The sequence below is a fragment of the Nocardioides islandensis genome (genome assembly GCF_015352455.1).
In the GTDB taxonomy this organism is placed as follows: Bacteria; Actinomycetota; Actinomycetes; order Propionibacteriales; family Nocardioidaceae; genus Nocardioides; species Nocardioides islandensis.
On record NZ_JADKPN010000008.1, the window covers coordinates 186,914 to 200,112 of the forward strand.

The window sequence follows — 13,199 nt, forward strand, 5'->3', positions numbered from 1 at the left end:
GTTCGGAGTCTCGTGACGGGCCTTCGGCCCTCCTCGACCGACGGATGCCGGGCGATATGGTGCCCCGGTGCCTGAGATCAAGCCTCTTCGCAAGGTCCTGATCGCCAACCGCGGCGAGATCGCCGTCCGCGTCATCCGCGCCTGCAAGGACGCCGGGATCGGGAGCGTGGCGGTGTACGCCGACCCCGACCGCGACGCCCTCTTCGTGCGGTTGGCCGACGAGGCGCACAGTCTCGGTGGCGCGACGCCGGCCGACTCCTACCTCGACATCGCGAAGATCATCGCCGTCGCGGAGAAGTCCGGCGCCGACTCGGTGCACCCGGGGTACGGGTTCCTGGCCGAGAACGCCGGCTTCGCGCAGGCCGTGATCGACGCCGGCCTGACCTGGATCGGGCCGTCGCCGGACGCCATCGACGCCCTGGGCGACAAGGCCAAGGCCAAGCAGATCGCACAGAAGGCCAACGCCCCGCTGGCGCCGGGCACCAAGGAACCGGTGAAGGACGCCGACGAGGTCGTCGAGTTCGCCAAGGCCAACGGCCTGCCCGTCGCCATCAAGGCGGTGTTCGGCGGCGGCGGCCGCGGCCTGAAGGTCGCCCGCACGCTGGAGGAGATCCCCGAGCTCTACGAGTCGGCGGTCCGCGAAGCCGTCGGCGCGTTCGGGCGCGGCGAGTGCCTGGTCGAGAAGTTCCTGGACCGGCCGCGGCACGTCGAGACCCAGTGCCTGGCCGACCAGCACGGCAACGTCGTGGTCGTCTCCACCCGCGACTGCTCCCTCCAGCGCCGTCACCAGAAGCTGGTCGAGGAGGCACCCGCGCCGTTCCTCACCGACGACCAGGTCGCCCGGCTCTACGAGTCCAGCAAGGCGATCCTGCGCGAAGCGGGGTACGTCGGCGCCGGCACCTGCGAGTTCCTCGTCGCCAAGGACGGCACCATCTCCTTCCTCGAGGTCAACACCCGGCTGCAGGTGGAGCACTGCGTGTCCGAGGAGGTCACCGGGATCGACCTCGTCCGCGAGATGTTCCGGATCGCCGCCGGCGAGGAGCTCGGGTACGACGACCCCGAGGTACGCGGTCACTCGATCGAGTTCCGCATCAACGCCGAGGACGGCGGCCGCGGCTTCATGCCGGCTCCAGGCACGCTGACCCACTGGCACGCGCCGTCGGGCCCCGGCATCCGCCTCGACGGCGGCTACGACCAGGGTGAGACGGTGCCCGGCGCCTTCGACTCGCTGGTCGCCAAGCTCATCGTGTCCGGCCGCGACCGCACCCAGGCGCTGGAGCGCTCGCGCCGTGCCCTGGCCGAGTTCGTGGTCGACGGCATGCCCACGGTCATCCCGTTCCACCGCGCGGTGGTCGACGACCCGGCGTACGTCGGGGCCTCGAACCCCAGCGGCGAGGGCTCGTTCGAGGTCTACACGACGTGGATCGAGACGGACTTCGACAACACGATCGAGCCGTACGGCGGCGAGAGCGCCGAGGTCGACGAGCCGGCCGAGCGCCAGCGGGTCACCGTCGAGGTCGGCGGCAAGCGACTCGAGGTCGTGCTGCCGGGCGGTCTGGGCGGCCTCGCGGCCGGCCCCGCCGCCGGCGCGAAGAAGCCCAAGCGAGCCGCGGGGAAGAAGGCCGGAGCGGCCGCCAGCGGCGATGCCGTCACCAGCCCCATGCAGGGCACCATCGTCAAGGTCGCGGTCGAGGAGGGTCAGGCCGTCGCCGAGGGCGACGTCGTGGTCGTCCTCGAGGCGATGAAGATGGAGCAGCCCTTGAAGGCCCACAAGGCCGGCACCGTGACGGGCCTCAACGCCGAGGTCGGCGCGACGGTCACCAACGGTGCCGTGATCTGCGAGCTGAAGGACTAGTCGGCCTTCTTGACCTCGCACGACGAGGTCACCTCGGCGTGCAGGCAGGTGTCCTGCCCGTCGTACGCCCAGACCTCGTCGTGCCCGTCACCGGTGTCGATGAAGTCATCTCCGAACGTCCCCGACACGAAGTCGTCGCCGCCTCGGCTCCAGACCTCGCCTGCGCCCCAGATGGCGTCAGCACCACTGCTGCCGAAGACCGTCCAGGTGTCGTCCCGGTCGAGTCGGAGCTCCTCGAAGGAGGCGACGTGCCCGAGGACTCCGGAAGGGCGGCGGTCGTAGGTGAAGGTGCCGACGCCGAGGTCGACCGTGCCGTGCCAGGTGCGGCCCGGTAGGGCGGCCTCGAGGTCGACGGTGTCGTGACCGTCCCCTCCGTCGAGGTGAGAGTCACCCGGAGCGTCCATCAGCACGGTCAGCCAGTCGTCGCCGGCTCCCCCTCGCACACTCGAGCCGGCTCGCCATCGCGTCATGAGGCGATCCACGCCGTCCCCGCCATCCAGGTCGTCAGGGACCAGATCCGCGGCAGCGCAGGCGTCGTACCAACCGCACGACACCTCACCGTCCAGTGAGTCGTTCCCCGCGCCCCCCGTCACCACGTCGCCGCCACCCAGCCCGGCCACCACGTCGTCACCCGGGCTCCCGGTGATCACGTCGGCGTGGAGGCTGGCTCGCAGCATCGTGCCCGGAGGGAACACCGCCGAGTCGGACTCGGGGCCGACGTGCACCGCCACGACGTCCGACGTGGTGGTGAGGTCGGCGACCACACCGACGGGGGAGTCGCTGTAGTCGAGGACGTCGGGCAGGTACTCGAGCTGGTCGTAGTTGCCCGGGTCGCCCTGGTGCTGCCGGGGGTCGAGCCCGAGGTCCACCAGGTCGTCACCAGGGCCGGGGAGCACCGCGTCCCCGATGGCGCTCAGCACGGTCCTGCTGGGGTCGTTGTCATAGCGCAGCACCCCGTCGGGGCCGCCGAACAGACGGTCCTGGCCGCTTCCGCCGCGCAGGACGTCGGCACCATCGCCGGCGCAGATCGTGTCGTCTCCTCCCAGCCCGTCGATGCGGTCGTTCACCGATGACCCGACGATGACGTCGTCCTGCGGCGTGCCCACCACCCGGCCACCCGCCACTTCGGCGAGGATCGTCGCCGTCCGGCCATCGCACGTCGGGGTACCGCCGGGCAGCGAGTCCTGCTCGCAACCGGCCGCGTCTTCGGCGCCGAGGCACACGTCCGTCCCGCCACCGGCCCGCACCCGGTCCGCACCCGGTCCGGCGTCGATCAGGTCGTCTCCTCCCGACCCGACGACCACGTCGTTGCCGCCTCGCAGCGAGGCCACCAGGCGGGTGTGCCCGTCCGTGGCGGACCAGATCCACCTGGGCGAAGGTGGCCCGACACCGATCCGGTCCACCGAGTCGGTCCCGCGCACCACGAACGTGGTGTATCCAGTGGGCAGGTACTTCTCGAACGCCGAGATGACGGTGCACGGCGCCCCGTCGAGTCCGCCACTGATCGTCCCGGCCGCGATGTCGAGCTCGGCCACCCCGCGCTGGTTCGCACGCATGCCCAAGCGGTCCGCGCCGGTTCCACCGTCCAGCCGACCGCACGCGCCGACGTTCATGTCCACGAGGTCGGCGCCTCCCCCGGCCCGGACTCGGTCCGACCCCCACGTCGACATCACCACGTCGGCGCCAGGGCCACCGCGGAGCCGGTCCACCTCCGTCGACGGCGCCCATCGCTCCTCTTCGGGGTCCTGGGGGTCGACGTCGTCGAGGACGTCGCGTCCAGCCCGGCCGTCCAGGACGTCGGCACCGCCGCCTCCGCTCAGCACATCGGAGGCCGGGCCGCCGACGATACGGTCGTCGTACGCCGTGCCCACCACCGCCAGAACCGGCTGACCGACGATCGTGTCCGCGCCCTGTCCCCGCGCTCGGCCGCGTCCGCCGGCACCGGCCAGCCGGACCTCGACCGCCTCGGGTGACGACGAGAGGTCGACGCTGTCGGGGTAGGACGGCTGCTCCGGGTCGAACGTCGCCGTCGGCTTCCACCGCTGGCGGGCGTCCTGTCCGCCGTCGACGAGGTCGTTGCCCGGCCCCGGCTCCAGGACGTCGCCCAGGAGGGCACGGTCACCGGGTCCTCTCGCCCACCAGCCGTCCCGCCCCCCGTGCAGGGCATCGTCGCCGTTGCCGCCGTCCAGCACATCCGTGCCACCACCCCCCAGCAGCGTGTCGTCGCCGGGCCCTCCGCAGACACGGTCGTCACCGCCGCGGCCCTTGACGACATCCGAACCACCCAGGCCGACGATCACGTCGTCGCCAGGTGTGCCCACCAGGACGTCCCTGGCGTCAGTGCCGATGAGGGTTGCGGCGCCTCCCAGACAGTGCGGAGACGAGGGGTTCAGCAGCGCATGAGGGGGGTCGGACACGACCGGTGAGACCGGACCCAGGGCGAGCAGCGCCAGGGCCAGCACACCGGCCCAGCTCCATGTGCGACGCAGAGACATACCCACAGGCATACGCAGAGCCCAGCAGGGTCAAGGTCGGTGTCCCAGGGCCCAAGGTCCCGACCGCTCACGAGGATCTGCCCTCCGATCCACCCCACGGTCGTCTCGAGGACTGACCGGCACCAGCCGTGACGGGTGACCGGCCTCGACGCCGACGCAACGGTCCCACCGCTAGCAGCTCGTCCGGTGCTCCACGCGCGGACATCGGTCCTCGCCCGAGCCACCGTCCGCCGTGTCGTCCCCGGGACCGCCGTCGAGGACGTCGTCGCCCTGACCGCCGACGAGCGTGTCGTCGCCGCCGCGCAGGTGTGCGGTCAGACGACTTCCCTCGAACAGCGTCACCTGGTCGGCCCGCGGGGTGCCGCGTACCACCCAGTGCGGTCCTCGCTCCGGTTCTGACGTCTGGTCGGTCAGGCTGAGGATCTCGACGCCGGTCACCGCGCCGCACGGACCGACGGCCCCGCCGTCCAGGTCGACCTCGATGCGGCCGCGGATGTTGCCGGCTGACGGGATGAGCGAGAGGAAGTCCGATCCCTGGCCACCCGTCAGGTCCGCGCAGCCGACACCGGCACCGCCGTAGACGAGCTGGTCGTCCCCGACCCCGCCGTCCAGGCTCACTGCGTCGTCGGAGGCGATGAGGTCGTCGTTGCCCGGTCCGCCCTCGAGCACGTCCGGCCCCGATGCAGCGTTCAGCGTGTCGCGACTGCGCCCGCCGAGGAGCCGGTCGCGGTCGTCGCCCGCCCCGGAGTCGAGCAGCACGTCCTCTCCTCCGAGTCCACGGACGACGTCGTCCCCACCCCGGCCGTCGATGTGGTCGTCGTACGACGTGCCCCAGATCCGGTCCGGTCCCTGCGATCCGCGGACGTCGAGCCTCGGCTGACCCACGATCCGGTCGTGCCCGGCACCGTCGGCGACGCTCCATCCCCCCGCCTCGGCAAGCCGGAGCGTCGCACCGTGCGCCCCGCCCAGGACCAGCACGTCGGGCGCGAAGCCGTTGTTGGTCACCTGGCGCTCGTCGTACCCGAGGTCGATCAGGTCGTCCCCGGCTCCCCCGAGGACGGTGTCGCCGACGGCCAGGTAGTAGACCCAGCCGCCGTTCGAGGTGCGCGGCTTCATGCCGTCGAGGCCGGCGCAGATCACGTCGTCGCCGGCTCCGCCCTCGATCCGGTCGTCACCGCCGAGGCCGACGATGACGTCCGGACCGTCCGTTCCGACCAGCAGGTCACGGTGCGGCGTGCCGACGATGGTCGACGGCCGGCCGTGACACATCACCGCCGGCTCCCGGGCCCGGACACGGCCGGGCAGCTGCCGGACCTCGCAGCCGCGGGCGTGCTCGGTCTCCAGGCAGGTGTCGGTCCCCTGGTAGGCCCAGACCAGGTCGTCACCCGGTCCGGAGTCGATGAAGTCGTCGGAGCCGGACGCGTAGACGGCGTCGTCGCCGCCCGCCATCCATGCGCGGACGGGACCCTGCCCGCCGGCCTCGATGCGCTCGGCCTTGTCGGTGCCGTGGATGGTCAGCGGCTGGTCGTCGAGCATGACCCACCACTCGAACGACGCCAGCCGCCCCGTCGCCGACGTACCCAGGGTGACGACCCCGCTGCCCAGGTCGAGGTCGGCGGGCGGCAGGTCGTCGTGCCGGGCGTAGCCGAGCACGATGGTGTCGTGACCGGTGCCGGCGTCGGCGTCGAAACCGCCGCGGGGTCGCACCGTGGTGTTGAGCTGGTCGGCGCCGGCTCCCAGAGTCACGATCGCCACGTCCGGGTTCCCCTGCGTGTCCACGAAGTCGTCGCCGGGTCCGCCTCTCAGCGCGTCCGCACCGCCCGACGAGCCGATGTCGTCGTTCCCGGAGTCGCCGTACACCTCGTCGACGCCGCCACCGGGAAGCAGCAGGTCGTCGCCGCCGTAGCCGTACAAGTAGTCCTGGCCGCCCAGCCCTCGCAGGGTGTCCGCCCTGGGAGAGCCGATGAGAGTGTCGTCGAAACGCGTGCCGACCACGCCCATCTGCCCGTGCACGCGGACCGTGTCGGTGCCGTCCGCCTCGACCGATCCCTCGTGCGGCCAGAAGTGCGCGACGATCCCGTGGTCGAGGTCGCGGTAGACCAGGGTGTCGCGCTCCAGCGTCTCGTCACCGGGTCGTCGGTCCGCGCCCAGGTCGACGTAGTCCTTGCCGGGACCGGGCAGCACCCGGTCGCCCACCCGGTTCGGCCCGCCCCGGTCGAACCACCACGAGTCGATGCCGCCGAAGATCCGGTCGTTGCCGGGTCCGCCGTCGATGACGTCGGCACCCGCGAGCCCACAGACCACGTCGCGGCCGGCGCCCGCCTCGATCCGGTCGTCCCCACCGAGTCCGACGATCACGTCGGGTCCGGACGTGCCGACCAGGTGGTCGTCGCCGCGGGTCCCGACGATCGTGGCGCGCTGGCCGTCGCAGCCGGGCGACACTGGTGCGGCCCCGGCGGACAGCGGGGCCAGCAGCGCCGTTCCGAGCGCGCCGGCGGCGAGGAGGCGCGCAGGGACGGTCACGACCGTACGACGCTGGGCCCGGGACATCGGTTCGGTCGATGACCGCCCGTAGGCTCGGCGGCATGGAGCCGGCCCCCCGTCTGCGCGACCCGAGCGAGCTGGTCAGCCCGCGCGCGCGGCTGATGTGGATGGTGGGCGGCCTGGTCCGGGCGGCGGTCCTGATGGCCGCACTGCTGGTCACCTCGCTGGTCTTCGACTGGTACGACCTGCAGTGGTGGATGCCGGTCCTGCTCGGCGCGGTCACGCTCGCAGCGGCGTTCGTGATCCCGCAGTGGCGCTACCTCGTGCACCGCTGGGAGGTCACCGACACGGCGGTCTACACCCAGACCGGCTGGTGGCGCCGCGAGCGCCGCATCGCGCCGATGTCGCGCATCCAGACCGTCGACTACGTCGAGGGCGCGATCGCCCGGCTGTTCGGGCTGGCGTCGGTCACCGTCACCACCGCGTCGGCCGCCGGCGCGCTGGAGATCGCCGGGCTCGACCGCGACCGGGCCCGGGCGGTGGTCGACGAGCTCACCATCAAGGCCGACACGATCCCCGGCGACGCGACGTGACGGACGAGCAGGCGGTCAACCCGTACGCCGACCGGCTGCCCGATCGGCTGGTCGACCACGCCGAGTGGCAGCGCCTGGACCCGCTGATGCTGCTGGTGCACCCGATCCGCGAGGTGGGCCGCTTCCTCGTGCCGCTCATCGGCATCCTCGTGGCGGGCAGCGCCTCTGGAGGCCACGACTGGTGGTGGAACGTCATCGGCATCGCGATCCCGGTGGCGCTGGGCGTCGCGCGGTACGTCACGACCAGCTTCCGGATCGCCGGTGGACGGGTGGAGCTGCGCCGGGGCCTGCTCAACAAGCACGTGCTGTCCACGCCGATCGACCGCGTGCGCACGGTCGACATCACCGCCTCGCCGATCCACCGCGTCCTCGGTCTGACGACCGTGCGGATCGGCACCGGCACCGCCTCGAAGAAGGGCGAGGACGAGCTCGACCTCGACGGCGTGCGCACCCGCGCGGCCGCCGCGCTGCGCTCCGACCTCCTGCACGGGACCCCGGAGGCGCGCGAACGGGCCACCGAGGCCGACAACACCCGCCCGGTGGTGCGGTTCGATCCGGGCTGGCTGCGCTTCGCGCCCTTCACCAGCTCCGGCCTGGTCATCGCGGCCGCGGTCCTCGGCGGCGGCAGCCAGGTGCTCAACGGGCTCGGGCTCTGGGACCAGCTGCCCATCGACACGACAGCCGAGCGGGCGGCCCGTCTCTCGCTCCTGCTCCTCGTGCCGGTCGCGCTCCTCGGGCTGGCGCTGGTCGCATCGGTGCTGGCGGTCCTCGGCTACCTGGTCACCAACTACGGCTTCACGCTCGTCTACACGCGCGCCGACCATGCCTGGCACCTGCGCCGCGGGCTGCTGACCACCCGCGAGACGAGCATGGACGCGACCCGGCTGCGCGGTGTCAGCCTCGGCGAGCCGCTGGGCCTGCGGCTGGCGTCCGGCGCTCGGCTGTCGGCGATCGTCACCGGCCTGGACCGCGACGAGCGCGGCTCCGGCACGCTCGTACCTCCCGCACCTCGGGACCTCGTCGCCGGCGTGGCCGTGCAGGTGCTCGGCACCCCCGAGCCGGTCACCGCCCCGCTGGTCGCGCACGGGCCGGCCGCCACCCGTCGCCGCTACACCCGTGCCCTCGTCGTACCCGCCCTGGTCACCGTGGCGGCCACGACCCTGGCGTTCACGGCGGACGTGCCGTGGGAGACCGTGCTGCTCGGCCCGCTCGCGCTGGCGGCCGGCTACGGGCTCGCCGTCGACCGCTCGCGCACGCTCGGCCACGCCCTGGTCGGCGGCCACCTCGTGTCACGCGCCGGCAGCCTGGTGCGCCGCCGGGTCGCGCTCGAGACGCCGGCCGTGATCGGCTGGACGTTCAGCGACACCTGGTTCCAGCGGCGGGTCGGCCTGACCACGCTGGTCGCGACGATGGCGGGCGGGCGGCAGTCGGTGACCGTCCTCGACGTACCCGCCCCCGTCGGCACCGCCCTCGCCCGCGACGCGGTGCCGGGGCTGGTCGAGCAGTTCCTGGTCCTAGGGGACGAGGGCCCAGCGGGGCGTGTGCTCGAGGTACCGCCCGAGGTCGCGGAACCCGACGCGTGAGTACAGCCCCTCCGCCATGGGGGTGGACTGCAGCGACGCGGTGATGCAGCCGCGCTCGCGCGCCTCGTGCAGCATCAACGCGGTCAGCGAGAAGCCGAGGCCGCGGCGCCGCGCGTCCTCCAGGGTCGTGATGTTGTAGATGCCGCAGTCGCCCTGGTGGTCGTAGGCCATGCCGACCGCGGCGGCCCGGCCGTCCAGCAGGGCCACCTGGACGACGAACGCGTCGGGGTCGGCGTACTGCTGGAAGTCGGCGCCCAGCCCGAGCATGGCGACGTAGTCCGACCACCCCGCGGTCCTCAGCTCGAGCTCCGGACGCGGGACGTCCAGGTCCCGCAGGGCCATGCCCATCGCACGGGTCGACTCGGTCACGACGTACTTGCGGTCGTCGAGCTCGGCGCGCATCGCGTTGTCGCCCTCGTGCACCCACAGGGCGTACCGCTCGACGCCCGACTCGACGTACTCCTCCTCGACCGCCGCGACCATCGCAGCACGAGCCTCGGCATCGAGCCCCATGTCGGCCAGGGCGTTGTTGTAGACCAGGCTCTCCGGCTCCTCGGTGAACACCGCGACGACCGCACCCGGCACCCGTACGACGGACGCGCCCACCGCTCCGCGGGCGTACTCCGCCCACGACGCGACGAGCGTCGCCGCGCCGCGCTCGTACAGCTGCCAGGGCGTCATCGGAGAGATGATCCCTCACGACCCGGCCGGTGCGCCCGTATACCGATAACGGTTGGGACACGACGACCCAACCACCGACCGGACAACGAGCCGCCGTGGTAGCGCCCCGCAAGTAGCCTGCGGGCCATGTTCTCGAAGGTGCTCGTGGCCAACCGGGGCGAGATCGCCATCCGGGCGTTCCGGGCTGCCTACGAGCTCGGAGCGCGCACCGTCGCGGTGTTCCCGAACGAGGACAGGTGGTCCGAGCACCGCCTGAAGGCGGACGAGGCGTACGAGATCGGCCAGCGCGGCCATCCCGTCCGCGCGTACCTCGACCCGGACGCGATCGTCGCCGTCGCCGTCCGTGCGGGAGCCGACGCGGTATACCCAGGATACGGCTTCCTCAGCGAGAACCCGCGGCTGGCCGAGGCCTGCGCGAACGCCGGCATCACCTTCGTCGGGCCGACCGCGGACGTGCTGTCGCTGACCGGCAACAAGGCCCGCGCGATCGCGGCGGCGAAGGAGGCCGGCGTACCCACGCTTGCCTCGGTCGACCCCAGCGACGACGCCGACGTCGTCGTGGAGGCGGCGTCCGCGCTGCCGTACCCGCTCTTCGTCAAGGCCGTCGCCGGCGGCGGCGGCCGCGGCATGCGGCGCGTCGACGCGCCGGAGCAGCTGCGCGAGGCGGTCGAGACCTGCATGCGCGAGGCCGAGGGCGCGTTCGGCGACCCCACGGTGTTCGTCGAGCAGGCCGTCGTGGATCCCCGACACATCGAGGTGCAGATCCTCGCCGACGGTGCGGGGAACGTGATGCACCTCTTCGAGCGCGACTGCTCGGTGCAGCGCCGTCACCAGAAGGTCGTCGAGATCGCGCCGGCGCCGAACTTCGACCCGGAGCTGCGCGAGCGCATCTGCGCGGACGCGGTCAAGTTCGCCCGGCACATCGGCTACAAGAACGCCGGCACGGTCGAGTTCCTCGTCGACCCGGACGGCAACTACGTCTTCATCGAGATGAACCCGCGCATCCAGGTCGAGCACACGGTGACCGAGGAGATCACCGACGTGGACCTGGTGCAGTCGCAGATGCGGATCGCGTCGGGCGAGACGCTCGAGGACCTCGGCCTCAGCCAGGAGACCGTGCAGATCCGCGGTGCCGCCCTCCAGTGCCGGATCACCACCGAGGACCCGGCCAACAACTTCCGCCCGGACACCGGCCGGATCACGACGTACCGGTCCCCCGGCGGTGCGGGCATCCGGCTCGACGGCGGTACGACGTACACGGGCGCGGAGATCAGCCCGCACTTCGACTCGATGCTCGCCAAGCTGACGTGTCGCGCCCGCACGTTCGACAAGGCCGTCGAGCGCGCGCGGCGTGCCCTGGCGGAGTTCCGGATCCGTGGCGTCTCCACCAACATCGCCTTCCTCCAGGCGCTGCTCGACGAGCCCGACTTCTACGCCGGCCGGGTGACGACGTCGTTCATCGAGACCCACCCCGAGCTGCTCACCGCGCGCTCGTCGGGCGACCGCGGCACCAAGCTCCTCACGTACCTCGCGGACGTCACGGTGAACCAGCCGCACGGTCCCGCGCCGGTGAGCATCGACCCGGTCAGCAAGCTGCCGGACGTCGACCTCGCCGTGCCCGCGCCGGACGGCACGCGGCAGCAGCTGCTCGCGCTCGGCCCGCAGGCCTTCGCGCAGGCCCTGCGCGACCAGGACAGGGTCGCCGTCACCGACACCACGTTCCGCGACGCGCACCAGTCCCTGCTCGCCACCCGCGTGCGCACCCGCGACCTGCTCGAGGTCGCCGGTCACGTCGCCCGCACGACCCCGCAGCTCTGGTCGCTGGAGGCGTGGGGCGGGGCGACGTACGACGTGGCACTGCGCTTCCTCTCCGAGGACCCGTGGGAGCGGCTGGCCAAGCTCCGCCAGGCGGCTCCGAACCTCTGCCTGCAGATGCTGCTGCGCGGGCGCAACACCGTCGGGTACACGCCGTACCCCACGGCCGTCACCGACGCCTTCGTCGAGGAGGCCGCCGCCACCGGCATCGACGTGTTCCGGATCTTCGACGCCCTCAACGACGTCGAGCAGATGCGGCCGGCGATCGAGGCGGTGCTGTCGACCGGCACGACGGTCGCGGAGGTCGCACTCTGCTACACCGGCGACCTCTCCAGCCCGGACGAGAAGCTCTACACGCTCGACTACTACCTCGGCCTGGCGTCGCGGATCGTCGACTCCGGCGCCCACGTGCTGGCGATCAAGGACATGGCCGGACTGCTGCGCGCGCCGGCCGCCCGGACCCTGGTGACCGCGCTCCGCAAGGAGTTCGACCTGCCGGTGCACCTGCACACCCACGACACCCCGGGCGGCCAGCTGGCGACCCTGCTCGCGGCGATCGACGCCGGGGTGGACGCGGTCGACGCGGCCACCGCATCGATGGCGGGTACGACGTCGCAGCCGCCGCTGTCGGCGCTGGTGTCCGCGACCGACCACTCCCCGCGTGAGACCGGTCTGTCGCTGGAGGCCGTCTGCGCGCTCGAGCCGTACTGGGAGGCCGTCCGCCGGGTGTACGCGCCGTTCGAGTCCGGCCTGCCCGCCCCGACGGGCCGCGTCTACACCCACGAGATCCCCGGCGGGCAGCTCTCCAACCTGCGCCAGCAGGCGATCGCCCTGGGCCTCGGCGAGAAGTTCGAGCAGATCGAGGACATGTACGCCGCGGCCGACCGCATCCTCGGTCACATCGTCAAGGTGACGCCGTCGAGCAAGGTGGTCGGCGACCTCGCGCTGCACCTGGTGGCGGTCGGCGCCGACCCCGCGGAGTTCGCGGAGAACCCGCAGAAGTTCGACATCCCCGCGTCGGTCATCGGCTTCCTGCACGGCGAGCTCGGCGACCCGCCCGGCGGCTGGCCCGAGCCTTTCCGCAGCAAGGCGATCGAGGGCCGGCCGTGGGAGGCGCCCTCGGGCTCCCTCACCGACGAGCAGCTGCACGGCCTGGACAAGGACCGCCGGGCCACGCTGAACCAGCTGCTGTTCCCCGGGCCGACCAAGGACTTCCAGGAGGTGCGCGCGACGTACGGCGACGTCTCGGTGCTTTCCTCGATCGACTACCTCTACGGGCTGCGGCAGGGCATCGAGCACCAGGTCGAGCTGGACGAGGGCGTGACGATCATCCTCGGCCTGCAGGCCATCTCGGAGCCGGACGAGCGCGGGTACCGGACCGTGATGGCCCTCATCAACGGCCAGCTGCGGCCGGTCAACATCCGCGACCGCGGGGTGTCGGCCGAGGTGGCCGCCGCCGAGAAGGCCGACACCTCCGACCCCGGCCACGTCGCCGCGCCGTTCCAGGGTGCCGTCACGGTCGTGGTCGAGAAGGGCGAGGAGGTCGAGGCCGGTCAGACGCTGGCCACCATCGAGGCGATGAAGATGGAGGCCGCCATCACCGCGCCACGCGCCGGCACGGTCGAGCGGCTGGCGTTCTCCGGCACCCAGACCGTCGACGGCGGCGACCTGGTGCTCGTGCTGGGCTGAGCCC

The 13,199-nt window shown here is 72.4% G+C and carries 7 protein-coding genes; 4 read left to right on the forward strand and 3 right to left on the reverse strand.

The window, feature by feature from the left end:
• Positions 1-67: 67 nt before the first annotated feature.
• A complete protein-coding gene (locus tag ISU07_RS14490; protein WP_194707506.1) occupies positions 68-1,855 on the forward strand; it encodes an acetyl/propionyl/methylcrotonyl-CoA carboxylase subunit alpha in 1,788 nt (595 codons plus the stop codon).
• On the opposite strand, the gene ISU07_RS14495 is transcribed toward ISU07_RS14490, so the two are convergent.
• Both ISU07_RS14495 and ISU07_RS14500 read right to left on the reverse strand, forming a co-directional pair.
• Positions 1,852-4,362, reverse strand: coding sequence for a calcium-binding protein (locus ISU07_RS14495; RefSeq protein WP_323742623.1), 2,511 nt, complete (start codon positions 4,360-4,362; stop codon positions 1,852-1,854). The two genes, ISU07_RS14490 and ISU07_RS14495, sit on opposite strands and share 4 nt — an antisense overlap.
• Positions 4,363-4,521: 159 nt before the next feature.
• Positions 4,522-6,873: a calcium-binding protein gene (locus ISU07_RS14500; RefSeq protein WP_194707508.1), complete on the reverse strand. Its 2,352-nt coding sequence runs from the start codon at positions 6,871-6,873 to the stop codon at positions 4,522-4,524.
• 62 nt (positions 6,874-6,935) lie between these two features.
• Here ISU07_RS14500 and ISU07_RS14505 point away from each other — a divergent pair, with 62 nt between their 5' ends.
• Together ISU07_RS14505 and ISU07_RS14510 are read left to right on the forward strand one after the other, a co-directional pair.
• Positions 6,936-7,427 (forward strand): PH domain-containing protein, encoded by a 492-nt coding sequence (locus tag ISU07_RS14505; protein WP_194707509.1) that lies wholly within the window; start codon positions 6,936-6,938, stop codon positions 7,425-7,427.
• The gene (locus ISU07_RS14510) at positions 7,424-9,010 is read left to right on the forward strand and encodes a PH domain-containing protein (protein ID WP_194707510.1); all 1,587 of its coding nucleotides are present in this window, start codon (positions 7,424-7,426) and stop codon (positions 9,008-9,010) included. The genes ISU07_RS14505 and ISU07_RS14510 overlap by 4 nt, the downstream gene beginning before the upstream one ends.
• On the opposite strand, the gene ISU07_RS14515 is transcribed toward ISU07_RS14510, so the two are convergent.
• Positions 8,942-9,691: a GNAT family N-acetyltransferase gene (locus ISU07_RS14515; protein WP_194707511.1), complete on the reverse strand. Its 750-nt coding sequence runs from the start codon at positions 9,689-9,691 to the stop codon at positions 8,942-8,944. The two genes, ISU07_RS14510 and ISU07_RS14515, sit on opposite strands and share 69 nt — an antisense overlap.
• A 126-nt stretch (positions 9,692-9,817) precedes the next feature.
• Between ISU07_RS14515 and ISU07_RS14520 the strand changes: the two genes are divergently transcribed.
• The gene (locus ISU07_RS14520; protein ID WP_194707512.1) at positions 9,818-13,195 is read left to right on the forward strand and encodes a pyruvate carboxylase; all 3,378 of its coding nucleotides are present in this window, start codon (positions 9,818-9,820) and stop codon (positions 13,193-13,195) included.
• The last annotated feature ends 4 nt before the right edge of the window (positions 13,196-13,199 follow it).